Raw genomic sequence first — 23,241 nt, 5'->3', positions numbered from 1 at the left:
GCCACCGCCTGTTGTCTCCCCTCTCCCGCCATGGCGGGAGAGGGGCCGGGGGAGAGGGCCAGCGGTGCAAATTGCGATCAGTCGGCAAGCAGATGCTCAACGCCCTCTCCCCCAACCCCTCTCCCGCAGGCGGGAGAGGGGAGCAAAAACCAGCGACAAAGTCACCGCGCCGACCAAACCGCCTGCCGCACGCCAATTGCCGTCACCAGTCCATAAGCCGTAATGCCCAGCGCTACGCCGAGGAAATGGCCGTCCAGGCCCATGCCGGCGACGTTGGCCAGCAGCCAGCCGCCGCCGGCGGCCAGGGCGATGCGGCTCAGGCCGGCCAGCACGGGCCAGCGCATGCGGGCCGCGCCCAGCGAGGCGAAGTAGAGCGCCATCCCCAGCCCGAAGCCGCCGAACGCCGGGCCGACCCATGACAGCGCGCGCGCGGCGATGGCGGCCACTTCGGCGTCCTGCGTGAACAGGGCGGCAAAGCGTGCGGGTGCCAGCCCCACGGCGGCGCCCACCGACCCGGCCAGCAGCAGCGCCAGTAGCGCGCCGACCCACGCGGTGCGGCGCGCGGTGTGCCAGTCGCCGGCGCCAACGGCGCGGCCGACCAGCGCGGTGAGGGCCGATCCCACGCCGAATGCCAGCGGGATCATCAGGAATTCCAGCCGTGCCGAGATGCCGTAGGCCGCCACGGCCGTCGTGCCGTAGTGGCGCAACTGCGCGGTCACCAGGATCGTGGTCAGGTTGGCCACCGACGCCAGCGCGCAGGCCACCAGTCCCACGGCCAGGATGCGATGGAACAGCGCGCGCGACAGCTTCACGCGCAGCGTCGGCACGAAGCCCGCGCCGCCGCGCAGCACCACCCAGGCCATCATCAGCGCCGCCGCCCAAGACGCCGCCGCAAGCCCCGCGCCGATGCCGGCCAGCCCCATCCCCAGCCGCTCCGCGAACCACCACGCCAGCACCGGAAACGCGATCCACATGCCGGCCAGCACGCGCGCGGCCAGCGCGTGGCGGCCGCCGCCACGCAGCACCGACGCCAGCGTGTTCGCCAGCCACGCCGGGATGGCGCCGGCGCCAAACAGCCAGATCGCATAGGTGGCGGCGGCCTCGGCGGCCGTGGCGCCCGCCACCGCGCCGAATACCGCGTGCGGAAAACCGGCCAGCGCCACCGCGAACGCCAGCCCGGCCGTGATGGCGATGATGACCGCGTGCATCACCAGCGTCGATGCCTCGTCGCGCCGCCCGGCACCGAGCGCGCGGGCGATGGCCGACACCACGCCGCCGCCCATCGCACCCGCCGACATCTGCTGCAACAGCAGCGCGAACGGCAGCACCACGGCCCAGCCGGCCAGCGCCGCCGTGCCCTGGCGCGCCGCCAGCCAGGTTTCGATCAGTTGCGACGCGGCCTGCAGGAACGCCACGAGGCTGGTCGGCGCGGCCAGCACGGCAATGCGCCGCGCGATCTCGCCCGACGATACCGGCTCGGCCGGGGCGGCCGCGCCGCCCAGCGTCATCGCGTCAGGCTTGCTCATGGGCGGCCTCCGCGGGGTCCAGGCCGGCAGCGGCAGCCGGATCGCCAAAGCGCTCGCGCAGGTAGCGTCCCGCGCCGGGGCCGGGACGCACGCGCAGGTCGTCCACCGTGATCGTGCTGCCGTCGGCGCGGGTCAGGCACCCGGCCACGATCTCGGCGCCGTCGCGCCGGTCTTCCAGCACGGTCAGCGGGCCCTTGTCGTCGGCCAGCCAGCGGTCGGCCCACGCCTTGAGCGCCACGTAGACGGGAAAGAAGTCGCGCCCCATGTCGGTCAGCCGGTACACGTGCCGCGCGCCGCCGCCGGGTGCCGGCACCTTTTCCAGCAGCCCATGGCCCACCAGCGTCTTGAGCCGGGCGCTGAGGATGTTGGGCGCGATGCCCAGGTGCTTCTCGAATTCGTCGAAGCGGCTGCTGCCGTAGTAGACCTCCCGCATCAGCAGGATCGCCCAGCGCTCGCCCAGCATGGCCATCGAACGGGCCACCGGGCACGGCATGTTGGCAAAGTCGGTAGGTGCCATCGTCTCCCCTCTTTACTTTTGATATGCAAGTCACATGGATTCGATCATAGCTTGCAATTTGAAAGTTGAAAGGGGTTTCGCGCCGGACCTGTGCGAATACCGGCGGGCCGGCGCCGCGCGCGGCGGGAACGACGCTACAGTGCACAGCCATCGAAGACGCCGTGCCCACGCGCCGGCCAGACCAAGGAGACTTTCCATGCCCGCAGACCTCTGGTTCGAATCGTTGCATCGCCCCGGCGCCGAAGTGCTTGACCGTGGCACGCGGCTGGCCGGTGGCCTGCGGCGGCTGGGGGTGGAGGCGGGCGGCGTGGTGGCCGTGCTGCTGCGCAACGACCCCGTCTTCGCCGACGTGGTGTTCGCGTGCCGCACGGCCGGCGTCTACTACTGCCCGATCAACTGGCATTTCATGGCCGACGAGGTGCGCTACCTGCTGCAGGACAGCGGCGCGCGCGTGCTGATCGTCCATGCCGACCTGCTGGCCGGCGTGCAGGCGGCCGTGCCGGCCGGGGTGACGGTGCTGACGGTGGGCGGCCCGCACGCCGGCGCCACCGACTACGAGCCGTGGCTGGCCGCGCAGGCCCCGTACGATGGCCCGCGCGTGGCGCCGCGCGGGCATCTGGCGTACACGTCCGGCACCACGGGGCGGCCCAAGGGTGTGCTGCGCGCGCCGGTGCCGCTGGCCGAGGTCGATGACCAGCAGGCGCGGCTGCGCTCGCTGATCCGGCAGGCGTACGGCATCGTGCCGGGCTGCCGCGCGCTGATGTCGGCGCCGCTCTATCACAGCGCGCCCAGCGTCTACGTGCAGAACGCGCTGCAGATGGCCGAGCGGCTGGTGCTGACGTCGCGCTTCGATGCCGAGCAGGTTCTGGCGCTCGTCGCGCAGCATCGCATCGACGTGCTGTACCTGGTGCCGATCATGTATGTGCGGCTGCTGAAGCTGCCGCCCGAGGTGCGCGCGCGTCATGACCTGTCGTCGATCCGCTTCGTGGCGTCCACCGGATCGCCGTGCGCGCCCGAGGTCAAGCGGGCGATGCTCGACTGGTTCGGCCCGGTGATTCACGAAACCTACGCGTCGAGCGAAGCGGGGCTCGTGACCGTGGCCACGCCCGCCGACGCCATGGCGCGGCCCGGCACGGCGGGCAGGCCCGTGGACGCCGGCAGCGTGCGGATCCTCGACGAGACCGGCCGCCCCTGCGCGCCCGGCGAGGTGGGGCTGATCTACGTGCGCCAGCCCGCGTACCCCGATTTCACGTACCTGAACAATGACGCCGCGCGGCGCGCCATCGACGTCGACGGCCGCGTCACGCTTGGCGACATGGGCTACCTGGATGCCGACGGCTACCTGTTCATCTGCGACCGGGCGTCGGATATGGTGATTTCCGGCGGGGTCAATATCTACCCGGCCGAGATCGAGCACGTGCTGGCTGGCCACCCCGGCGTGGCCGACTGCGTGGTGTTCGGCGTGCCCGACGACGAGTACGGCGAGCGCCTGCACGGCGTGGTGCAGCCCGTGGCCGGCGCGGCCGTGGAGCCGGCGGCGCTGGTCGACTGGCTGCGCGCGCGGCTGTCCGGCTTCAAGGTGCCGCGCACCATCGAGATCGTCGACCAGTTGCCGCGCGACGAGACCGGCAAGCTGGCCAAGCGCCGGCTGCGGGACCGCCACTGGGCCGGCCGGCAGCGCCGCGTCTGACGCCGCCTCCGGGGCCGATGGCCGGGCCCCGGGCCGCACAATGCAGCGTGGGCCGGGCGTATAGTGGAGGGCGTTTTGTTTCACGCCCCGCACGCCCCCGCATGCCTACCGCATCGACGCCATGACCGATCCTGTCGAGCCGCCCGAATCCAGCCAGTCCTCCCGCCCGCCTTCGGCCGCCGATGCCCGGCCGCCGGACGGCAACCCCGAGGCTTCCGCCACAGCCCCGTCAGCCGCCGACGTTGCATCACGCCGTGACAGATTGCGCGCGCTGCAACTGCGCGCGCGCCGCACCGCGCATCGCAAGAGCCGGCAGGTCGGCCGCATCTCGCGCACGTCCATGCGCTACGCCGCGTTCATGTGCGGCGCCGGCTGCGTGGCGCTGTTCTCGATCGTGTTCGCCTATATCGCCGAGGTGGCGCTGCGCTGGAACACGCAGCTCACCAGCGCCACGCCGTGGCTGGCGTTCGTGATGCTGCCGTTCGGGCTGGCCGGGCTGCGCTGGATGACGATCCGGCTCGCGCCGCAGGCGCGCGGCAGCGGCATCCCGCAGGTGATCGCGGCGGTGACGCTGCCGCCGGCCGGCACCGCGCAGACCGTGCTGGTGTCGTTCCGGCAGTCGATGTGGAAGGTGCTGCTGACCACGGGCGCGCTGCTGGCCGGTGCGTCGGTGGGCCGCGAGGGGCCGTCGGTGCAGGTGGGGGCCGCCGCGATGCTGGCCTGGGGCCAGTGGTGCCAGCAGAAGCTGCGCTTCCGCATCGGCTTTCATCCCAACGCGCTGATCGCTGCCGGGGCTGCCGGCGGGCTGGCGGCGGCGTTCAACACGCCGCTGGCCGGCGTGGTCTTCGCCATCGAGGAACTGGGCCGGGGCACGGCCGTGCGGTGGGACAGGCTGGTGCTGTCGGGCGTGCTGACGGCCGGCTTCCTGTCGCTGGCGGTGCTTGGCAACAACCCATACTTCAGCGTCAAGGTGCCGATGCTGGTGCTGCACGACGCCTGGGGCCCGGTCATGCTCTGCGCCGTGGTCAATGGCGTGCTGGGCGGCCTGTTCGCCAAGCTGCTGATCCGCGGCGTGCCGGGGCTGGTGCCATCGGCGTGGCGCGGCTGGACGTCGGCGCATCCGGTCTGGGTGGCGTTCTGCTGCGGGCTGGTGGTGGCCGTGCTGGGCTGGGCGACGGCCGGCGCCACGTTCGGCACCGGCTACGAGCAGGCGTCGGGGCTCATCAACGGCGAGCCGCACGGCACGCTGTGGTTCGGGCTGGCCAAGTTCGTGGCCACGGTGGTGTCGTACTTCGCGGGTATCCCGGGCGGGATCTTCACGCCGTCGCTGGCCATCGGGGCGGGCATCGGCGCCAACGTGGCAGACGTCGTCACGCACGTGCTGCACATCGGCATGGCCGAGCCGCGCGTGCTGGCGCTGGTGTCGATGGCGGCGTTCCTGGCCGCCGCCACGCAGGCGCCGATCACCGCCAGCGTCATCGTCATGGAGATGACCCGCACCCAGGACCTGACCATCTACCTGCTGGCGGCGTCACTGCTGGCGTCGTTCCTGTCGCGCCAGTTCAACCCGCACCCGTTCTACCATCACATGGGCCACGCGTTCCGGCGCGAGGCGATGGCGATCGGCCGCAAGGCGGCGGCGTAACGACCGCGGCCGGCTGGCGTTACAGCCGGTTACAAAGTCCTGCCCGCGCCACGGGCCGAAGTGTGGGTTTGGCAGCAAAAGTCCCGTGGCGGGCACTTGCGCGATGCTCTACCATGTGCCGCGCACGGACCGATGGCGGCAGATCGATCGGCGTGCCTGTGTACCGGCGGCACAGCGACGCGCCGGGCGAACTGGCAGTGCTTTTCGGGGGAGCAGGACATGGCCACGCAACGACCGGGCGGCTCGCGCCCACATTCGTCTCAACGTACGTCCCAGAACCATCCGTCGCGCCCGGCGCCGCATCGCGCCGAACGGCCTGCGGCGCCTTGGGATGGCAGCCTCAGCGCCGACACCGCGATCTGGCATACGCGCGGCCTGCAGACCGAATCGCGCCTGCGCGCGCCGGTGGCGCGGCGCACCCCGTCGCGGCAGTTGCCGCCCAGCCCGGTACCCCGGCTGATCCTCTGGGCGGTGCTGATCGGCGCGGCACTGGTATGCTTCCAGGCCGTGAAGCATCTGCTCTGACCGGCCCTGTCGGCCCGGCATCACTCCGGTGATGACCGAGCCGCCCGGCAGGAACCCCCGGTCCGGAGCGGGCTCCAACGCGGAGCCGTTTTCCAGGAGTGTGTTTTGAGATTTGCTCTCGCCGGGCTGGCTGCTGCCGCCCTGCTGGCGACGTCCGTCGCCCATGCCGCGCCGCCGGCCAAGCCCGCCGCGGCACCCGCCCAGCCGGCGCCGGCCCCCGCCGCCACGCCGAACCTAGAAGGCAAGGACCGGTTCTCGACGATGCTCGACACGCTGGAGATCGGCAGCCCGCTGCCAGCGCTGCCCGACTGCGCCGACCACCGGACGCCCGACGGCAAGGACGTGACCGCCTACTGCGTGGAACTACGCGGCGACGGCGTGATGCGCCAGGTGGGCGTGCCGCGCGACGTGCGTCCCGCGTTCATGGACGGCCCGCGCCTCGTGGCGCTGGTCGACGGCAACGCGCTGGTGGGCCTGATCGTGCCGACCGACGGCTTCCGCTCGCAGGACGCCGCCGCCCAGGCGCTGAACGCGCGCTACGGCAAGCCGTTCCGCCAGGAAATGGCCGACATGAAGGACAAGGCCGGCAAGGCCGTCCGCACGATCCACGCGGGCTGGCTGCGCAAGCCGCTGACCGTCGAGCTGTACGCGATTCCCGAGGACCCGTCCGAAGGCACCATCGAACTCCTGCTGCCGCAGGCGCGCGCGCTGATGGCCAATCGCGACGCCGAGGTGGCGAAGTCGCTGGCGCCGCCCGCGTCCGGCGCGGCGGCCAAGGGCGCCAAGCCGGAAAAAGCCGAGAAGGCCGCCGACAAGAAGGCGCCGCCCAAGCCCGTCAATCCCGGTAGCTGGTAAGCCGCCGCCCCCTCCGCCTCAGCCAGCCGCGCGGCGGCGGTCGATCTTGCGTGCCAGCACGATCGACGTCGTCGTGTGGTTGACCCCATCGAGCATGCCGATTTCGTCGAGCAGCTTGTCCAGCCGCGCGTGCGTGTCGCAGCGGATCACGGCCATGTAGTCCACCGGGCCGCTTACCGAATTCAGTTCCTCCACCTCGGGCAGCCGCTGCAGCGCCTTGACCACGGCCGGCGCGGCCTTGGGCTGCACCGACAGCCCGCAGAACGCCAGGATCGCGTGGTCCTCCATCTGGCTGCCCAGCCGCACCCCGTAGCCGGCCACCACGCCGGTCCGCTCCAGCCGCGCGATGCGTGCCACCACGGTGGTGCGCGCAATGCCCAGCACGCGCGCCAGGTTGGCCGCGCTCTCTCGCGCGTTGGCCTGCAGCAGCGCCAGCAGGTGCCGGTCGGTCGGGTCGAGGTCAGCCATGGTCGTCGATGACGTTTCGTCAAATTACGATGTCGATGCGACCGATTATGCCGGGCTTTCGTCAATCTTGTGGCTACAAAACGTGCGCGGCGCTGCCCATACTGAAGCCATCCCAGACGAATTCCTGACGGAGACAGCCATGCAGCCATCCACGCTGGGTCCCGCCGCCGTGCGCGACCTGACCCTCGCCCAGCGCCCGCTCTCGGTCGTCGTGCTCGGCGCCGGCAAGATCGGCCGCGTCATCGCCACGATGCTGGCCGACACCGGCGACTACCGCGTCTGCCTGGTCGACCATGACGCCCACCGGCTGGACGGCCTGCCGCGCGGCATCGCGGTGCGCGCGGGCGATCCGACCGAGCCGGGCACCTGCGCCGCGCTGCTGGCCGGCGCCGACGCGGTGCTCAACGCGCTGCCGTTCCACGCGGCCATCCACGTGGCGACGGTGGCCGCGCGGCTGGGCGTGCACTACTTCGACCTGACCGAGGACGTGGCGGCCACCCACACCATCCGCGCGCTGGCGGCCAACGCGCGGTCGGTGCTGATGCCGCAGTGCGGGCTGGCGCCGGGGTTCATCGGCGTGGTGGGGCATGACCTCGCGCAGCGCTTCCTGCAGGGCGGCGGCGAGCTGCTGGACCTGCGCATGCGCGTGGGCGCGCTGCCGCGCTATCCCAGCAACGCGCTCAAGTACAACCTGACGTGGAGCACCGAGGGGCTGATCAACGAGTACTGCAACCCGTGCGAGGCCATCGTCGACGGCCGGCGCGTGGAACTGCCCGCGCTGGAGGGGCAGGAGACGTTTGCGCTGGACGGCGTCGAGTACGAAGCCTTTAATACATCGGGCGGCCTGGGCACGTTGCCGGACACGCTGGCGGGCCGCGCGCGGCAGGTGGACTACAAGTCGATCCGCTACCCGGGCCACTGCGCGCAGATGAAGCTGCTGCTGAACGACCTGCGGCTGCGCGAGCGGCGCGACTGGCTGCGCGAGATCTTCGAGCACGCCATTCCCGTGACCGCACAGGACGTGGTGGTCGTGTTCGCCAGCGCCACGGGCCACCCGCCCGGCGTGCGCGGCGAAGGCCGGCGCGGGCCGCTGACGCAGGCGTCGTTCTCGGCCCGGATTGGCGGCGTCGACAACTTTGCCGGCATCGGCCACGTGAACGCGATCCAGCTCACCACGGCGGCCGGCATCTGCACCGCGCTGGACCTCGTGGCCACTGGCGTGCTGCCGCAGGCCGGCTTTGTCCGGCAGGAAGCCATGCCGCTGGACCGCTTCCTGGCCAACCGCTTCGGCCAGCATTACGCCCGGCACCCGCTACAGGAGACGCTTGCATGAACGCGCAACCCTTTGCATCGACATTCGCCGCCTGCTGGCAGGACCTGGGCCTGGCCGCGCCGCCGTGGACCGCCGCCGCGCCGGGCGGGGCCGGCACGCTGGCCGTGCGCTCGCCCATCGACGGCGAGGTCTTCGGCCAGTTGCCGGTCTGTTCGCCAGCCGATGCCGACGCGCGCATCGCCCGCGCCCACGCGGCGCAAAGCCTCTGGGCGCTGACGCCGGCGCCGGCGCGCGGCGAGCTGGTGCGCCGGCTTGGCGAGGCGCTGCGCACGCACAAGGCCGCGCTGGGGCGGCTGGTGTCGATGGAGGCCGGCAAGATCCTGCAGGAAGGGTTGGGCGAGGTGCAGGAGATGATCGACATCTGTGACTTCGCGGTGGGGCTGTCGCGGCAACTGCATGGGCTGACGATCGCGTCCGAGCGGCCGTCGCATGCGATGCGCGAGACCTGGCATCCGTACGGCCTGTGCGGGGTGATTTCCGCGTTCAACTTCCCGGTGGCCGTGTGGGCGTGGAACGCCGCGCTGGCGCTGGTCTGCGGCAATGGCGTGGTGTGGAAGCCGTCGGAGAAGACCCCGCTCTGCGCGCTGGCCGTGCAGGGCCTGCTCGATCGCGTGATCGCCGACCATGCGCCGCAGTTTGCCGGGCTGGCCTGCGTGCTGACCGGCGGGCGGCAACTGGGCCAGGCGCTGGTCCAGCATCCGTCGGTGCGGCTGGTCAGCGCCACCGGCTCCACGCGCATGGGCCGCGAGGTGGGCATGGCCTGCGCCGCGCATTTCAAGCGGACGATCCTGGAACTGGGCGGCAACAACGCGGCCATCGTGGCGCCGTCGGCCGACCTGGAGTTGACGATCCGCGCGATGACGTTCGCGGCGGCCGGCACGGCGGGCCAGCGCTGCACCACGCTGCGCCGCGCGTTCGTCCACGCGGACCGGATCGAGACCGTCGCGCAGCGGCTGCGGCAGGTGTATGCGCGGCTGCCGGTGGGCGATCCGCTGCAGGACGGCACGCTGGTCGGGCCGCTGATCGACGCGGCCGCCGGTGATGCCATGGCCAACGCGCTGGCCAGTTGCCGCGCGCAGGGCAACGTCGTGCACGGCGGCGAACGGCTGCTGGCCGACCGCTTTCCGCGCGCCTGCTACGTGCGGCCGGCGCTGGTGCTGACCGACACCCAGCACGACACGATGCTGACCGAAACCTTCGCGCCGATCCTCTACCTGATGCCGTACACGTCGCTGGACGAGGCCATCGCGCTGAACAACGCGGCGTCGCATGGGCTGTCGTCGTGCATCTTCACCGAATCGCTGCGCGAGGCCGAGCGGTTCCTGTCGGCGGCGGGCAGCGACTGCGGCATCGCCAACGTCAACATCGGCACCAGCGGCGCCGAGATCGGCGGCGCGTTCGGCGGGGAAAAGGCCACCGGCGGCGGGCGGGAATCGGGCTCCGATGCGTGGAAGGGCTACATGCGGCGCGCCACCAATACCGTCAACTACGGCGACACGCTGCCGCTGGCGCAAGGCATCCGTTTCGACGTCTGAGCGGCCGGCCGACTTACATCCACGCAGGCGTTGCGAATCGTAACAAGGGTTACAGCGCCTTGACGCTGTATTACCAGACCCGCCCGTATAACGTTCTCAAGAACAGTGCATTGCCAGCGTCAATGCCGAACAAGGAAACTGCAATGAGAACGAGATCGATTGTCCTGGGTCTGGCCGTGACCGGCGCCGCCATGCTGGGCGGCTGCGCGGTCTACCCCACGCCATACGGCCCCGCCGTGGCCCCCGCGCCCGTCGCCGTGGCCCCGGCCCCGGTCTACGTGCCGCCGCCCACCGTGGTGGTGCGGCCGGCGTACGGGTACTACGGCGGGTACTACGGCCGGCGGTATTACAGGCATTGGTGAGGGGGAGCGGGAGAGCCAAGGCGCGCAGCAAAGAGCCGCGGGGCAGCGCGCGCCCCAAACTGGCTCCCCTCTCCCGCTGGCGGGAGAGGGGTTGGGGGAGAGGGCGATGCGGTTCAAATTGCGGCAAGTCGCCGTTTGGCCGCCGGCCCTCTCCCCCCGGCCCCTCTCCCGCTGCGCGGGAGAGGGGAACTTTCTGCTGGGAGCGTCGGTTCAGTTCCCACCCCCATTCAACCCCATCCACCCCGGCGCCAGCCGTTCGCCCACGTCGCGCAGGTCCACCAGGTCGAGCACGCGGCCGATCGTGTGGTCGACCAGTTCGTCGATGGTCTGCGGTTTCTGGTAGAAGCCCGGGACGGGCGGGAAGACGATGCCGCCCATCTCGGTGACGGCGGTCATGTTGCGCAGGTGGGCCAGGTTCAGCGGGGTTTCGCGGACCATCAGCACCAGCTTGCGGCGCTCCTTGAGCGTGACATCGGCGGCGCGCGTGATCAGGTTGTCCGAGAGGCCGTGGGCCACGGCGGCCAGGGTGCGCATGGAGCAGGGCGCCACGATCATTGCGTCGGCGCGGAACGACCCGCTGGCAATCGTCGCGCCGATGTCGCGCACGTTGTGCACCACGTCGGCCAGCGCTTCCACGTCCGCGCGGCCGACGTCGAGTTCGTGCTGCAGGTTCATGACGCCGGCGGGCGACATCAGCAGGTGCGTTTCCACCGTCGCCACGTCGCGCAGCACCTGCAGCAGCCGGACGCCGTAGATGGCGCCGGTGGCGCCCGTGATGGCGACGATCAGCCGTTGCGGCGCGCCGCCCTGGTTCACAGGCATGATGGGTCCGGCCGTGTTCAGGCCTTGAGCAGCGACTGCAGTTCGCCGTTCTGGTACATCTCCATCATGATGTCCGAGCCGCCGATGAACTCGCCGTTCACGTAGAGCTGCGGAATCGTCGGCCAGTTGGCGTATTCCTTGATGCCCTGGCGGATGCCCTCGTCCTCGAGCACGTTGACCGTGGTCGGCGCGTCCACGCCGCAGGCCTTCAGGATCTGGATCGCGCGGCCCGAGAAACCGCACATCGGGAACTGCGCGGTGCCCTTCATGAACAGCACCACGGGGCTGCCCTTCACGATCTGGTCGATCTTCTGTTGTACGTCACTCATGATGAAAACGTTCCGGTTGCATGGGGATGGGCGGATTTTACCGGAATCGCGCCCCGGCATCAGGGCGCGGCTCAGGCCGGCAGCCGGCCGCCGCTGCACCGCTCGTTGCCGCCCAGATCGCGTGCGGTAAAGACCTCGGCAAAGCCGGCCGACGTCAGCAGGTGCCGCGTGGCGTAGCCCTGGTCGTAGCCGTGCTCCATCAGCAGCCAGCCGCCCGGCACCAGGTGCGCCGGGGCGCCGGCCACCAGGGTGCGCAGGTCGGCCAGGCCGTCTTCGTGGTCGGTCAGCGCGTCGATGGGCTCGAAGCGCAGGTCGCCTTCGGCCAGATGGGGATCGCCCGCGGCGATGTACGGCGGGTTGCTGACGATCAGGTGGAAGTGCTGCGCCGGTGGCAGCCCCTGGTACCAGTCGGATACCAGGAAGCGGATGTTGTCGGCCTGCAGCGCGCGCGCGTTGTCCTGCGCCACCATCAGCGCGCCGCGCGAGATGTCGGTGGCCCAGACCTCGGCGTCGGGCCGCTCGCGGGCGATGGTCACGGCCAGCACGCCCGAACCGGTGCCCATGTCCAGCACGCGCGGCCCCGGCACGCCGGCCAGCCGGGCCAGCGCGGCCTCGGCGGCCACCTCGGTGTCGGGGCGGGGAATCAGCACGTCGGGCGTCACGCGGAACGTGCGGCCGAAGAATTCGCGCTCGCCCAGCAGGTAGGCCATCGGCTCGCCCGACAGCCGCCGCGCCAGCAGCGTGGAGAATGCATCACGTTGTGCGTCATTGAGGTGCTCTGCGTCGCGCGTGATCAACTGCGTGCGCGTGTAGCCGGTGACGTGGGACAGCAGCATGCGGCCCTCCAGCATCGGCAGGCCGGCCATCGCAGCCAGCGACAGCGCCTCGCGCAGCGTGGGAGTGGAGGGGAGGGGCGGCGGGTCGCCCGGTGCATTCGAGGACATCGGCGGTACTGGCGGTACGTCTGGGATTTCCGGCCATTCGCAAAAAACCCCGCCGGGCGGGAGCCAGACGGGGTTCTTGCGCGGCGCTGCATTCAGGCGCCAGTGTAAGCCGTTTTCAGCGGCCGGCGCTGGCGCGCGAGCGATTACTTGTTGACGGCGTCCTTGGCCTTGTCGGCCGTGGTGTTGACGGCGTCCTTGGTCGCTTCCTTGGCGTTGGCCATGGCGTTGCCGGCGTCGATGCGGGCCTTCTCGGCGGCGGCCGAGACGTCCGAGGCGACACCGCTGGCGGCGGCCTTGGCGGCGTCGGCGGCATTCGCGGCGGCGGCAGCGGCGTCGCTGGCGGCGGCCTTGGCCGATTCGGCGGCGCTTTGCATCGCGCTGTCGGCATTGGTTTGCGGAGCCTCTTCCTTCTTGCCGCAGGCGGCGACGGAAATGGCGGCGGTGAGCATCAGCACGGCGAGCAGCTTGTTCATGATTTCATCCTTAGTGTCTGTTGGAGGAGTGGACATCCAATCCAGACTTCGAGGCCCCCGGGCGTCCGACACCGGAAAGTGACGTATCGGGGTGGTCTGGTCGAAATCGATTATAGACAGCGCGTCATGGCAGGCCAGTGCTGTTTCAAGCATTTACCTCGGTTACAAAGTCGCCCGTTCAGCCCTCGTCGCCCAGCGCGGCAAGCTGGTCGGCCTGGTGCTCGGCGGCCAGCGTAGACACCAGTTCGTCGAGATCGCCGTCCATGATCATGTCGATCTTGTACAGCGTCAGGTTGATGCGATGGTCGGTCACGCGGCCCTGCGGGAAGTTGTACGTGCGGATGCGGTCGCTGCGGTCGCCCGAGCCGATCAGGTTGCGCCGCGTGCTGGCCTCCTTGGCCTGCGCCGCGCGAAGCTGCCCGTCCTTGATGCGCGCGGCCAGCACCTTCATGGCCTTTTCCTTGTTGCGATGCTGGCTGCGGTCGTCCTGGCATTCGACGACGATGCCGGTCGGCAGGTGGGTCAGGCGCACGGCCGAATCGGTCTTGTTGACGTGCTGCCCGCCGGCGCCGGACGCGCGGAAGGTGTCGACGCGCAGGTCCGACGGATTGATCTCCACCTCGCCCACCTCGTCGGCCTCGGGCATCACGGCCACGGTGCAGGCCGACGTATGGATGCGGCCCTGCGCCTCGGTGGCCGGCACGCGCTGCACGCGGTGGCCGCCCGATTCGAACTTGAGCTTCGAGAACGCGGCGGCGCCGGCAATGCGGACGATCACCTCCTTGTAGCCGCCCAGGTCCGAGCCCGATTCGCTCATGATTTCCACCTGCCAGCGCTGGCGTTCCGCATACCGCGTGTACATGCGCAGCAGGTCGGCCGCGAACAGCGCGCTTTCCTCGCCGCCGGTGCCGGCGCGGATTTCCAGCAGCAGGTTGCGGTCGTCGTTGGGGTCTTTGGGCAGCAGCAGCGTCTGCAGCGACGTTTCCAGCGTCTCCAGCCGGGCGCGCGCGGCGCCGATCTCGTCGGCTGCGAAGTCTTTCATTTCGGGGTCATCCAGCAGCGCCTGCGCGGTGGCCAGGTCTTCCTGCGCCTGGCGATACTGGCCGTACTGCTCGGCCACCGGCGACAGCTCGGCATGCTCGCGCGACAGCCGGCGGTACTGGCCCATGTCCGACGCCGCCTTTTCGCTGGCGAGCAGGGCGCTGACTTCGTCGAGTCGCTCGGCCAACTGGTCGAGCTTGTGGAGCATGCTGGGTTTCATCGGTAGCGGAATCGGGATGCTGGGGCGCCGGTGGCGGGGCCGGGGCGCCGGAACGGGGGACGGGCGGAGACGACAGCCCGGCGCTGGCAGGCCAGCGCGGCAGCGACGGCGCGGCTAGCGCTCGGAGTGGCTGCTGTGGCGGAACAGACCGGGCACCAGGCGCAGCAGCGCCTCGCGGTCTTCGCCCTGGGTGTGGTTCAGCGCGTGCGTGGGGCCGTGCAGGAACTTGCGCGTCAGCGCGCCGGACAGCGCCTCCAGCACGGCGGCGGGGTCGTCGCCCCGGGCCAGCATTTTGCGTGCGCGTTCCAGCTCGGCCTGGCGGATGGCCTCGCCGCTGGACTGCAGTTCGCGGATCACCGGCACCACGCTGCGCGTTTCCAGCCAGTGCATGAAGTTCTGCACGCGCGATTCGATGATGGCCTCGGCCTGGGCCACGGCGGCCTGGCGCAGCGCGTTGCCCTCGCGGACCACGGCGCCGAGGTCGTCGACGGTGTACAGGAAGACGTCGTTCAGCCGGGCGACTTCGGGCTCCACGTCGCGCGGCACGGCCAGGTCGACCATCATGATCGGGCGGTGCTTGCGGCGCTTGACCGCGCGCTCCACGGCGCCCAGGCCGATGATCGGCAGCGAACTGGCCGTGCACGACACGACGATGTCGAACTCGTGCAGCCGCTCGCCCAGGTCCTGCAGGCGGATGGCCTGCGTGGTCAGGCCCTGCTCGGCCAGTTGTTCCGCCAGTTTCTCGCCGCGTTCGACGGTGCGGTTGGCCACCACCACCTGGCGCGGCTTCTGCGCGGCAAAATGCGTGGCGCACAGCTCGATCATCTCGCCGGCGCCGATGAACAGCACCCGCTGCGTGGACACGCTTTCGAAAATCCGCTGCGCCAGCCGGACCGCCGCGGCGGCCATCGACACCGAATGCGCGCCGATCTCGGTCTGGCCGCGCACTTCCTTGGCCACCGCGAACGTGCGCTGGAAGAGCTGGTTCAGGTACGTGCCCAGCGCGCCGGCCTCGCCAGCGGTGCGCACGGCGTCCTTCAACTGGCCGAGAATCTGGGTTTCGCCCAGCACCATCGAGTCGAGCCCGCTGGCTACGCGGAACGCATGGCGCACGGCTTCGGACTGGGGCAGGGCGTACAAATGCGGGGCCAGTTCACCGGCAGGCACGTTGTGATGCTGGGCCAGCCAGCGCAGCGTGTGCTCGAAACCGTCCTGGCCCGGCTGCAGCACGTCGGTGGCGCAGTAGATCTCGGTACGGTTGCAGGTGGACAGGATGGCGGCCTCGGTGCCGCTGCGGCCCGCCAGATGGGTACGCAGCGTACCCAGGGCCGGTTTGATCTGCTCAAGCGGAAACGCCACACGTTCGCGGAGCGAGACGGGTGCCGTGGTGTGATTGATACCGATCGCGAGCAGTTGCATTTGTGGGGTTGGGTTGCCATCCGGAACGGTGCCGGAAGCGATGGCCATTATACCGCCCCGTTACAAAGTTGCAGGGAACCGCGGCACCCGGAGCGCGGTGCAGTATCGTTACGACCGGTCCACATTTGCGGTGGATCAAACGACACGGGAGGAAGGATGTTCGGATTGGTTTTTGTCGGCGCCGTGGTGGGCCTGGCCGGCCGATGGTTGCACCCGGCCGGCCGCGTCGTGACCGTGCCGGCCGCGCTGGGCCTGGGGATCGGCGGCGCGGTGGTCGCGTTCTACGCCGGGCGCACGGCCCATCTGTTCACCGACGGCCAGATCGTCGGATGGGGCGCGGCCATTGCCGGCGCGGCGCTGGCCGTGGGCATCTACGGCGTTGTGCGGCCGCGACGGTAACGGCAAAACTGCATAAAAATCAGCAATCTGCGATGCGCCGGCGCGCCTGATCGTCGAGGAATCGCGCCAGGATCGCGCTGGAATAGTGGCTGGCGATGTCCCGAAGGAAGGCCGGGAAGTCGACGTGTGCCGTATCGTCCGCCCGGTCGGACACGGTGCGCAGCAGCGCATAGGGCACGCCGTATTCGTGGCAGATCTGCGCCAGTGCCGCGCCTTCCATCTCCACGGCCTGCACGCCAGGCAGCGCCTGCCGCAGCGCGGCCACCTCGGACGGGCAATCGATGAACTGGTCGCCGCTGGCGATCATCCCGACATGCAGCCGGGGCGTCTCGATGCCGAAGCGGGCCAGCACGCTGGCCGGCACCTCGGTGGCCAGGTCGTCACGCAGGAAATCGGCCGCCGCTGTCTGCAGGGTGGCCGTCAGGGCCGGGTCGGCCGGAAACGTGGCGCGGCCCAGCAGCGGCACCTCGTGGCGCGGAAACAGCGGCCGGGCGTCCATGTCGTGCTGGATGGCCTGGTCGGCCACGACGATGTCGCCGACCCGCACGCCGTCGCCGACGCCACCGGCCAGCCCGGTGAAGACAATCCCATCCACCCCGAACTCGCGGATCAGCGTCACCGTGGTGGCCGCCGCGGCCACCTTGCCCACGCGCGACAGCACCAGCACCACCGGCTGGCCGTGCAGCGTGCCGCGGTAGTAGTCGCGCATGCCGATGGTGGTGCAGGTGGCGCGGGCGTCTTCATGGCGCATGGCGGCGATCAGGCCGTCCACTTCGTCGTGCAGCGCGGCAAGGATGCCAAGGGTCATGGTGCTGGGGGCGGGATGCGGAAAGGCCGCCAGCATACCGGCGCGCCGGGCGCGGCGAAAGTCGGCCGCCACTGTGGGAAACGCGCGACAGATTACTTACAACCGTGACCAATTGTGTTGTCAGCAATACAAGACGCTACAATCTCGCTCTTTATTGAAATGCGAGTCATTCGCATTCCCGTTTCCAAAAGCAAGAGAGAGAAGAGATCCATGTCTGTCCGCGCCCGGGGCCGCATCCGCCGCTCGCACGCCATTCCGTTGACCACGCTCGTCCTGAGCCTGCAAGCCGCCAGCCTGGCCAGCGCCCAGGAACAGCCGCCCGCCGGCGAGGCCGCCCACCACAGCCTGCCGGTGGTCACGGTCAGCGGCAGCAATGCGCCGGAATCGCCCACCGGGCCGGTCCATGGCTTTGTCGCCCGGCAGGCCGTGACGGCCACCAAGACCGACACGCCGATCGTCGAGACGCCGCAGTCCATCACGGTCATCACGCGCGACCGCATCGAGATGCTGGGCGCGCAGTCGGTGGCGCAGGCGTCCGGCTACACGGCTGGCGTGACGACGGCCGGGTTTGCCAACGACAACCGGACCGACACGATCAAGATTCGCGGCACCGATTCCACCCAGTACCTGGACGGCCTGCTCAACGCCGTGAGCTTCTACAACAACACGCGCCCCGACCCGTACTCGCTGGAGCGCATGGAAATCCTGAAGGGCCCGTCCGGCATGCTGTACGGGCAGGGCGCGGTGGGCGGCATCGTGAACCTCGTGTCCAAGCGCCCGCAGGCCGAGGCGGCGCGCGAGATCGGCGTGAGCTTTGGCAACTACAACCGCAAGCAGATCCAGGCCGACTTCACGGGCCCGATCGACGCCGACGGCAAGTGGCTGTACCGCTTCGTGGCGATGGCGCGCGACAGCGACACCTCGGTGGACTACGCCAAGGACAACCGCTACTTCATCGCCCCGTCGCTGACCTACCGGCCCAACGCCGACACGTCGTTCACGCTGCTGGCCAACTTCCAGAAGGACGACAGCAACACGATGATCGGCTTCTTTCCGTGGCGCGGCACGCTGCTGGGCAACCCGGCCGGCCAGATCCCGCAGAGCTTCTTCGTGAGCGAGCCGGGCTTTGACAAGTACACGGCCGAGCAGCACGCCATCGGCTACCAGTTCTCGCACCAGTTCAACGACACCTTCACGGTGCGCCAGAACCTGCGCTACTCGCACAGCAGCGTCGACTACCGCAGCATCTACACCACCGGCTTCACCGGCGCCACGCACGGCTGGGTGCCCGGCAGCGACACGCTGCTGCGCCGCGTGGTCTACCTGAACCAGCCGACGCTGAACCAGCTTGCCATCGATACCCAGGGCCAGGCCAAGTTCCGGACCGGCACGGTCGGCCACACGCTGCTGGCCGGCTTCGACTATCAGAACAACGAGATCACCGGCCGCACCGGCGTGGGCGGCGTGGCCGCGCCGATCAACGTGTTCAACCCGGTGTACGGCAACTACACGGCGCCCGCGTCCACGCGCGACCTGGACCCGGCCAAGCAGATCCAGACCGGCATCTACCTGCAGGACCAGCTCGAATGGAACAAGTGGCTGCTGATGCTGGGCCTGCGCTACGACTGGTCGCGCGCGTCGCAGGACAACCAGCCGCAGGGATCGCGCGACGACAACCAGCTCACCAAGCGCTTCGGGCTGATGTACCGCACGGACATGGGCCTGAACCCGTACGTCAGCTATGCCGAGTCGTTCCAGGGCCAGGCGGGCTTCAACAACGCCGGCCAGGCGTTCAAGCCGCTGGAAGGCAAGCAGTGGGAAGTGGGCGTCAAGTACCAGCCGCCCGGCAAGAACATGACGCTGACGGCCGCGCTGTTCGACATGCGCGAGCAGAACCGCAAGGTGGCCGGCGTGGTCAATGGCCGCCCGGACACCGTGCAGGCCGGTGAAGCCCGCACGCGCGGCGCCGAACTGGAGGCGCTGGTGTCGCTGGGCCGGCTGGACCTGATCGCCGCGTACACGTTCCTGAACGCCAAGGTCATCGAGGGCTCGCCGGCCGAGCAGGGCCAGCGGCTGGCCAGCATCCCGACCAACACGGCGTCGCTGTGGGCCAACTACCGCTTCAGCCTGTTCGAGATCCCCGGCTTCCTGGCCGGCGCGGGCATGCGCTACAACGGCCCCAGCACCGACGGCACCGGCAACAACCGCGTGGGCGGCTTCACCGTGTTCGACGCCGTGCTGGCCTACGACCGCGGCCCGGTGCGCGTGTCGCTGAACGTCAACAACCTGTTCGGCAAGGAATACGTCTATAGCTGCATCGCGCGCGGCGACTGCTTCTTCGGCACGGCGCGGACGATCGTCGGCAACGTGACCTACCGCTTCTGACCGGCGCGATCCGGCCGGCGCGATCCGGCCGGCGGATGCCCGGGGAGACTTTGGCGCACCGGTTTGCTAGCATGCAGGCCATGCCGATTACCCCGGGGGAACGCTGGTTGGACACCTTCACTTCTCGCCGCACCATCCAGCAGGCGCTGGCCGACTGGCGCAGCCGGGGCCGGCTCGGCGCCGACGACCTGCTGGCCGCCTGGGCCCCCACGCTGCCCGGGCGCGCGCACTGGCACCACTGGCTGGACCGCGCGCTGCTGATCCTCGGCACGGCGCTGCTCTGCGCCGGCGTGATCGTCTTCTTCGCCTTCAACTGGGCGGCCCTGCACAAGTTCACGAAATTCGGCCTCGTCGGCGGTCTGCTGACGGGGCTGGCGGCGCTGGCGCTGCTGCGGCCGGCCGGCGACGCCATCGGGCGCGCCGCGCTGGCCGGCGCGCAGATCGTGTCTGGCGTGCTGATGGCCGTGATCGGCCAGACCTACCAGACCGGCGCCGACGCGTGGCAGCTCTTCGCGCTGTGGACGCTGCTGGCGGTGCCGTGGGCGCTGGCGGCGCGCGCGGCGCCGCACTGGTGGATCGTGCTGGTCGTCGGCAACGTGGCGCTGCTGCGTTACTGCAGCGTGCAGCTTGGCATCGGCGGCATGCTGGACCTGCTGTTCTCGGGCCGGGATGCGCGCGCGACGGTGCTGTTCCTGCTGGCGATGTCGATCGTCCAGCTTGCGGCGTGGTATGTGCTGGCCGCGCGCGCGGGCCGCTGGGGCTTTGCCGGCGTGGCCGGGCCGCGGCTGATCGGCCTTATGGCCTGCGGCTACGCGGGCTGGCTGGGCGTGATGAGCGTGCTGACGTCGCAGCCCAGCGTGCCGGTGCTGCTGGCCAGTTGCGTGGCACTGGCGGGCCTGGGCGCGTGGTTCCGCTGGCGCGCGTTCGATATCGTGGTGCTGAGCCTGGCCTGCCTGACCGGCATCGGTGTCATCGTCACGGCGGCCGGGCGCTGGCTGGCCGACCTGCATGGGGACTTTGGCACCTTCCTGCTGCTGGCCCTGCTGACCATCGGGCTGGCCGTGGCGGCGGCCACCTGGCTGCTGCGCGCGTGGCGGTCGACGTCGGGGAGCGCGGCATGAATCCGGACCAGATCGAACGCTCGCTCTGGCAGCGGCTGGCCGCGCGCGGCGCGGTGCAGGGCGATTTCACGCCAACGCTGCGCACGCCGTGGCCCATCCGCCTGCTGATGGGCGGCGCGGGCTGGCTGGGCGCGCTGTTCTTCCAGATGTTCCTGATCGGCACCGTGTTTGCCGCCGCGCGCGGCAACGGGCCGGCCATGGCCATCACCGGGCTGGTGATGATCGGCATCGCCATCGTGCTGTACCGCCTGACCGCGCGCGACGGCGGCCGCATTGCGCTGGGACAGTTCGCGCTGGCGCTGAGCCTGGGCGGGCAGGGCCTGGCGATTGCCGGCGTGGGCGAGGCCATCGGCTTTCACAGCTTCCTGCAGGTGGCGCCGTTCTGGCTCGGCATCGCCGTGTTCGAGGCGGTGCTGTTCGCGGCCGTGCCGGACCGGCTGCACCGCTTTCTGGCCGCGCTGGGGGCCTGGGTGGCGCTGGCCGTGGCCGCGTGCATCGGGCTGGGCGACGTCGTCGCGCCGCGCTGGACGGCGGTACCGATTGCGCTGGCGCCGCTGTCGGCCGCTGCGTTCTCGCTGGTGCTGGCGTTCGTGCTGCGCGAGGACGCCATCGCGGCGCGCGGCCGCCACGACCTCTGGGAACCGGCCGCCGACGCCACGCTGCTGGGCGCGCTGGCCGCCGCGCTGGTAGTCACCGGGCTCGCGCATCCGGCCGACCTGCTGTTCGGCACCAGCACGGTCTGGCGCGGCCACGGCGCGTGGCTGGCTGGCGCGCTGCTGGGCGCCGTGCTCGTGTCGCTGGTATTGATCGAATGCAAGCGGCTGGCCTGCGCGCCGCCGCTGTGCGCCGCGCTGCTGGGGCTGGCCATCGCGTTCAGCGCGCTGATGGTTTACGCGCCGGCCGTCACGGCCGGGGTGCTGGCGCTGGCCCTGGCGCTGCGGCGCGGGTCCCGGCCGTGGCTCGGCCTGGCCATCGCCACGGTGCTGATCGGCTTTGCCTGGTACTACGGCACGCTGCACTGGACGCTGCTGGCCAAGTCCATCACGCTGGCGGCGGCCGGGGCGCTGCTGCTGGCCGCCCGGGCCGCGCTGACCCGCCTGCCGCGCAAGGAGACCGCCGCATGAAACGCTGGATCATCGTCGGATGGCTGCTGGCCATGGGCGTGGCGCTGGCCGGCATCGTCGGCAAGGAACGCCTGATGGCGCGCGGCGAGGTGGTCTACCTGCGGCTGGCGCCGGTGGACCCGCGCTCGCTGATGCAGGGCGACTACATGGCGCTCCACTTCTCGGTGGCCGACGCGGTGCGCGTGGCACACGGCTCCGAACAGACCCGGCTGGCGCGCGAGGAACGCATCGTGATCCGCCGCGACGACCGCCAGGAGGGCCACTTCGTCCGGCTGGACAAGGGCGAGCCGCTGGCGCCCGGCGAACTGCTGCTGCGCGTGCAGAACGTGCCGACGCGCTGGGGCGGCAACGGCGTGCAGGTATCGACCGATGCATGGTTCTTCCAGGAAGGCCAGGCCGACCGCTACGCCCGCGCCCGCTTCGGCGAATTCCGCGTGGACGCCAGCGGCCAGGCGCTGCTGGTGGGAATGCGGGACGAGCGGCTGGCGCCGATGTAGGCGCGCCGGCCGCCAGCGCGACGCAAAAGAAAAATGCCCGGGGAGACCGGGCATTCTTGCTGGCGCGGAGTGCGGCGCGGATCAGACGTTGAACAGGAAGTTCATCACGTCGCCGTCGTGCACGACGTATTCCTTGCCTTCGGCGCGCATCTTGCCGGCTTCCTTGGCGCCGTTTTCGCCCTTGTACTGGATGTAGTCGTCGTAGGCGATGGTCTGGGCGCGGATGAAGCCGCGTTCGAAGTCGGTGTGGATGACGCCGGCCGCCTTCGGGGCGGTGTCGCCCACGTGGATGGTCCAGGCGCGCACTTCCTTCACGCCGGCCGTGAAGTACGTCTGCAGGCCCAGCAGCTTGAAGCCGGCGCGGATCACGCGGTCCAGGCCCGGCTCTTCCATGCCCAGGTCGGCCAGGAATTCGGCCTTGTCGGCGTCGTCCAGGTCGGCGATCTCGGCCTCGATGGCGGCGCAGACGGCCACCACGGGCGAGCCGGTGGTCTTGGCGTGCTCGCGCACGGCGTCCAGGTGCGGGTTGTTCTCGAAGCCGTCCTCGCGCACGTTGGCCACGTACATCGTCGGCTTGGCGGTGATCAGGCAGAACGGGCGCAGGGCGTCCCATTCCTCGGGCGCCAGGTCCAGCGTGCGCACGGCCTTGGCCTGGTCCAGCACCGACTGTGCCTTTTCCAGCACGGCCACCAGGCGCTGGGCTTCCTTGTCGCCGGCGCGGGCCGGCTTGATGTAGCGGGCCAGCGCCTTCTCCACGGTGGCGAGGTCGGCCAGCGCCAGTTCGGTGTTGATGACCTCGATGTCGGACAGCGGGTCGACCTTGCCGGCCACGTGGATCACATTGTCATCCTCGAAGCAGCGCACCACGTGCGTGATGGCGTCGGTCTCGCGGATGTTGGCCAGGAACTGGTTGCCCAGCCCTTCGCCCTTGGACGCGCCGGCCACCAGGCCCGCGATGTCGACGAACTCGACCGTCGCCGGCAGGATGCGCTCGGGCTTGACGATCTCGGCCAGCCTGGCAAGCCTCGGATCCGGCACTTCCACCACGCCCACGTTGGGCTCGATGGTGCAGAACGGATAGTTTTCGGCGGCGATGCCGGCTTTCGTCAGGGCATTGAACAGCGTGGACTTGCCGACGTTGGGCAGGCCGACGATGCCGCATTTGAGGCTCATGGTGTCAGGCGGGAAATGGCGAAACCCGTA

23 protein-coding genes are annotated in these 23,241 nt (G+C 70.3%); 12 read left to right on the top strand and 11 right to left on the bottom strand.

Annotated elements, in window-relative coordinates:
* Positions 1-161: 161 nt before the first annotated feature.
* Entirely contained in the window at positions 162-1,526 is a 1,365-nt protein-coding gene (locus QTN24_RS23640; RefSeq protein ID WP_124683120.1) for an MATE family efflux transporter, read from the bottom strand.
* A complete protein-coding gene (locus QTN24_RS23635) occupies positions 1,513-2,043 on the bottom strand; it encodes a winged helix-turn-helix transcriptional regulator (RefSeq protein ID WP_124683121.1) in 531 nt (176 codons plus the stop codon). The genes QTN24_RS23640 and QTN24_RS23635 overlap by 14 nt, the downstream gene beginning before the upstream one ends.
* A 196-nt stretch (positions 2,044-2,239) precedes the next feature.
* Between QTN24_RS23635 and QTN24_RS23630 the strand changes: the two genes are divergently transcribed.
* From QTN24_RS23630 to QTN24_RS23615, 4 genes are all read left to right on the top strand, one after another.
* Complete coding sequence (locus QTN24_RS23630; protein WP_313840074.1) at positions 2,240-3,733, top strand: acyl-CoA synthetase; 1,494 nt, start codon at positions 2,240-2,242, stop codon at positions 3,731-3,733.
* Between the two features lie 121 nt (positions 3,734-3,854).
* Positions 3,855-5,378, top strand: coding sequence for a chloride channel protein (locus QTN24_RS23625; RefSeq protein WP_313840073.1), 1,524 nt, complete (start codon positions 3,855-3,857; stop codon positions 5,376-5,378).
* A 219-nt stretch (positions 5,379-5,597) separates the two neighbouring features.
* The gene (locus QTN24_RS23620) at positions 5,598-5,903 is read left to right on the top strand and encodes a hypothetical protein (protein WP_313840072.1); all 306 of its coding nucleotides are present in this window, start codon (positions 5,598-5,600) and stop codon (positions 5,901-5,903) included.
* A 105-nt stretch (positions 5,904-6,008) separates the two neighbouring features.
* Positions 6,009-6,758 carry a hypothetical protein gene (locus tag QTN24_RS23615; protein WP_313840071.1) on the top strand — a complete coding sequence of 250 codons (750 nt, stop codon included), beginning with the start codon at positions 6,009-6,011 and terminating at the stop codon, positions 6,756-6,758.
* Between the two features lie 18 nt (positions 6,759-6,776).
* Here QTN24_RS23615 and QTN24_RS23610 read toward each other — a convergent pair whose 3' ends face one another.
* Positions 6,777-7,226 carry an Lrp/AsnC family transcriptional regulator gene (locus QTN24_RS23610; protein ID WP_124683126.1) on the bottom strand — a complete coding sequence of 150 codons (450 nt, stop codon included), beginning with the start codon at positions 7,224-7,226 and terminating at the stop codon, positions 6,777-6,779.
* A gap of 139 nt (positions 7,227-7,365) precedes the next feature.
* Between QTN24_RS23610 and QTN24_RS23605 the strand changes: the two genes are divergently transcribed.
* From QTN24_RS23605 to QTN24_RS23595, 3 genes are all read left to right on the top strand, one after another.
* On the top strand, positions 7,366-8,559 hold the full coding sequence (locus QTN24_RS23605; RefSeq protein ID WP_313840070.1) for a saccharopine dehydrogenase C-terminal domain-containing protein: 1,194 nt from the start codon (positions 7,366-7,368) through the stop codon (positions 8,557-8,559).
* A complete protein-coding gene (locus QTN24_RS23600) occupies positions 8,556-10,094 on the top strand; it encodes an aldehyde dehydrogenase family protein (RefSeq protein WP_124683128.1) in 1,539 nt (512 codons plus the stop codon). Before QTN24_RS23605 ends, QTN24_RS23600 begins: the two co-directional genes overlap by 4 nt.
* 143 nt (positions 10,095-10,237) lie before the next feature.
* On the top strand, positions 10,238-10,456 hold the full coding sequence (locus QTN24_RS23595; protein WP_172966025.1) for a hypothetical protein: 219 nt from the start codon (positions 10,238-10,240) through the stop codon (positions 10,454-10,456).
* Between the two features lie 210 nt (positions 10,457-10,666).
* Here QTN24_RS23595 and QTN24_RS23590 read toward each other — a convergent pair whose 3' ends face one another.
* The 6 genes from QTN24_RS23590 to hemA all read right to left on the bottom strand — a co-directional run bounded on the left by QTN24_RS23590 (position 10,667) and on the right by hemA (position 15,704).
* Positions 10,667-11,278, bottom strand: coding sequence for a UbiX family flavin prenyltransferase (locus QTN24_RS23590; RefSeq protein ID WP_313840069.1), 612 nt, complete (start codon positions 11,276-11,278; stop codon positions 10,667-10,669).
* Between the two features lie 17 nt (positions 11,279-11,295).
* Positions 11,296-11,607, bottom strand: coding sequence for a Grx4 family monothiol glutaredoxin (gene grxD / locus QTN24_RS23585; protein WP_008650878.1), 312 nt, complete (start codon positions 11,605-11,607; stop codon positions 11,296-11,298).
* A gap of 71 nt (positions 11,608-11,678) precedes the next feature.
* Positions 11,679-12,551 carry a peptide chain release factor N(5)-glutamine methyltransferase gene (prmC, locus tag QTN24_RS23580; RefSeq protein WP_124683131.1) on the bottom strand — a complete coding sequence of 291 codons (873 nt, stop codon included), beginning with the start codon at positions 12,549-12,551 and terminating at the stop codon, positions 11,679-11,681.
* Between the two features lie 143 nt (positions 12,552-12,694).
* The gene (locus QTN24_RS23575) at positions 12,695-13,024 is read right to left on the bottom strand and encodes a hypothetical protein (RefSeq protein WP_124683132.1); all 330 of its coding nucleotides are present in this window, start codon (positions 13,022-13,024) and stop codon (positions 12,695-12,697) included.
* Positions 13,025-13,202: 178 nt separating this feature from the next.
* The gene (gene prfA, locus QTN24_RS23570) at positions 13,203-14,285 is read right to left on the bottom strand and encodes a peptide chain release factor 1 (protein ID WP_313840068.1); all 1,083 of its coding nucleotides are present in this window, start codon (positions 14,283-14,285) and stop codon (positions 13,203-13,205) included.
* 114 nt (positions 14,286-14,399) lie between these two features.
* A complete protein-coding gene (gene hemA, locus QTN24_RS23565) occupies positions 14,400-15,704 on the bottom strand; it encodes a glutamyl-tRNA reductase (protein ID WP_124683134.1) in 1,305 nt (434 codons plus the stop codon).
* Between the two features lie 156 nt (positions 15,705-15,860).
* Between hemA and QTN24_RS23560 the strand changes: the two genes are divergently transcribed.
* Positions 15,861-16,103 (top strand): hypothetical protein, encoded by a 243-nt coding sequence (locus QTN24_RS23560; protein ID WP_313840067.1) that lies wholly within the window; start codon positions 15,861-15,863, stop codon positions 16,101-16,103.
* A gap of 19 nt (positions 16,104-16,122) precedes the next feature.
* Here the strand turns inward: QTN24_RS23560 and QTN24_RS23555 are convergent, their stop codons facing one another.
* Positions 16,123-16,911: a 5'-methylthioadenosine/adenosylhomocysteine nucleosidase gene (locus QTN24_RS23555; RefSeq protein WP_313840066.1), complete on the bottom strand. Its 789-nt coding sequence runs from the start codon at positions 16,909-16,911 to the stop codon at positions 16,123-16,125.
* A 210-nt stretch (positions 16,912-17,121) separates the two neighbouring features.
* Here QTN24_RS23555 and QTN24_RS23550 point away from each other — a divergent pair, with 210 nt between their 5' ends.
* The 4 genes from QTN24_RS23550 to QTN24_RS23535 all read left to right on the top strand — a co-directional run bounded on the left by QTN24_RS23550 (position 17,122) and on the right by QTN24_RS23535 (position 22,038).
* Positions 17,122-19,296, top strand: coding sequence for a TonB-dependent siderophore receptor (locus tag QTN24_RS23550; RefSeq protein ID WP_124683137.1), 2,175 nt, complete (start codon positions 17,122-17,124; stop codon positions 19,294-19,296).
* Positions 19,297-19,403: 107 nt separating this feature from the next.
* Positions 19,404-20,417, top strand: coding sequence for a DUF2157 domain-containing protein (locus QTN24_RS23545; RefSeq protein WP_313840065.1), 1,014 nt, complete (start codon positions 19,404-19,406; stop codon positions 20,415-20,417).
* Positions 20,414-21,541 carry a DUF4401 domain-containing protein gene (locus QTN24_RS23540; RefSeq protein WP_313840064.1) on the top strand — a complete coding sequence of 376 codons (1,128 nt, stop codon included), beginning with the start codon at positions 20,414-20,416 and terminating at the stop codon, positions 21,539-21,541. Before QTN24_RS23545 ends, QTN24_RS23540 begins: the two co-directional genes overlap by 4 nt.
* Entirely contained in the window at positions 21,538-22,038 is a 501-nt protein-coding gene (locus tag QTN24_RS23535; protein WP_313840063.1) for a GDYXXLXY domain-containing protein, read from the top strand. The genes QTN24_RS23540 and QTN24_RS23535 overlap by 4 nt, the downstream gene beginning before the upstream one ends.
* An 81-nt stretch (positions 22,039-22,119) precedes the next feature.
* Here QTN24_RS23535 and ychF read toward each other — a convergent pair whose 3' ends face one another.
* Entirely contained in the window at positions 22,120-23,211 is a 1,092-nt protein-coding gene (gene ychF / locus QTN24_RS23530) for a redox-regulated ATPase YchF (protein WP_313840062.1), read from the bottom strand.
* Positions 23,212-23,241: the final 30 nt, after the last annotated feature.

Source organism: Cupriavidus sp. SZY C1, from assembly GCF_032190535.1.
GTDB classification, from domain to species: Bacteria; Pseudomonadota; Gammaproteobacteria; order Burkholderiales; family Burkholderiaceae; genus Cupriavidus; species Cupriavidus pauculus_C.
Note: the sequence above shows the minus strand (reverse complement) of the source record. Positions and strands in the feature narration are given on the sequence as shown.

Bases quoted from the DNA above. Each gene is read 5' to 3' on its own strand.
- QTN24_RS23640 (WP_124683120.1), bottom strand. From the start codon at position 1,526: ATGAGCAAGCCTGACGCGATGACGCTGGGCGGCGCGGCCGCCCCGGCC.
- QTN24_RS23635 (WP_124683121.1), bottom strand. From the start codon at position 2,043: ATGGCACCTACCGACTTTGCCAACATGCCGTGCCCGGTGGCCCGTTCG.
- QTN24_RS23630 (WP_313840074.1), top strand. From the start codon at position 2,240: ATGCCCGCAGACCTCTGGTTCGAATCGTTGCATCGCCCCGGCGCCGAA.
- QTN24_RS23625 (WP_313840073.1), top strand. From the start codon at position 3,855: ATGACCGATCCTGTCGAGCCGCCCGAATCCAGCCAGTCCTCCCGCCCG.
- QTN24_RS23620 (WP_313840072.1), top strand. From the start codon at position 5,598: ATGGCCACGCAACGACCGGGCGGCTCGCGCCCACATTCGTCTCAACGT.
- QTN24_RS23610 (WP_124683126.1), bottom strand. From the start codon at position 7,226: ATGGCTGACCTCGACCCGACCGACCGGCACCTGCTGGCGCTGCTGCAG.
- QTN24_RS23605 (WP_313840070.1), top strand. From the start codon at position 7,366: ATGCAGCCATCCACGCTGGGTCCCGCCGCCGTGCGCGACCTGACCCTC.
- QTN24_RS23600 (WP_124683128.1), top strand. From the start codon at position 8,556: ATGAACGCGCAACCCTTTGCATCGACATTCGCCGCCTGCTGGCAGGAC.
- QTN24_RS23595 (WP_172966025.1), top strand. From the start codon at position 10,238: ATGAGAACGAGATCGATTGTCCTGGGTCTGGCCGTGACCGGCGCCGCC.
- QTN24_RS23590 (WP_313840069.1), bottom strand. From the start codon at position 11,278: ATGCCTGTGAACCAGGGCGGCGCGCCGCAACGGCTGATCGTCGCCATC.
- grxD (WP_008650878.1), bottom strand. From the start codon at position 11,607: ATGAGTGACGTACAACAGAAGATCGACCAGATCGTGAAGGGCAGCCCC.
- prmC (WP_124683131.1), bottom strand. From the start codon at position 12,551: ATGTCCTCGAATGCACCGGGCGACCCGCCGCCCCTCCCCTCCACTCCC.
- QTN24_RS23575 (WP_124683132.1), bottom strand. From the start codon at position 13,024: ATGAACAAGCTGCTCGCCGTGCTGATGCTCACCGCCGCCATTTCCGTC.
- prfA (WP_313840068.1), bottom strand. From the start codon at position 14,285: ATGAAACCCAGCATGCTCCACAAGCTCGACCAGTTGGCCGAGCGACTC.
- hemA (WP_124683134.1), bottom strand. From the start codon at position 15,704: ATGCAACTGCTCGCGATCGGTATCAATCACACCACGGCACCCGTCTCG.
- QTN24_RS23560 (WP_313840067.1), top strand. From the start codon at position 15,861: ATGTTCGGATTGGTTTTTGTCGGCGCCGTGGTGGGCCTGGCCGGCCGA.
- QTN24_RS23555 (WP_313840066.1), bottom strand. From the start codon at position 16,911: ATGACCCTTGGCATCCTTGCCGCGCTGCACGACGAAGTGGACGGCCTG.
- QTN24_RS23550 (WP_124683137.1), top strand. From the start codon at position 17,122: ATGTCTGTCCGCGCCCGGGGCCGCATCCGCCGCTCGCACGCCATTCCG.
- QTN24_RS23540 (WP_313840064.1), top strand. From the start codon at position 20,414: ATGAATCCGGACCAGATCGAACGCTCGCTCTGGCAGCGGCTGGCCGCG.
- QTN24_RS23535 (WP_313840063.1), top strand. From the start codon at position 21,538: ATGAAACGCTGGATCATCGTCGGATGGCTGCTGGCCATGGGCGTGGCG.
- ychF (WP_313840062.1), bottom strand. From the start codon at position 23,211: ATGAGCCTCAAATGCGGCATCGTCGGCCTGCCCAACGTCGGCAAGTCC.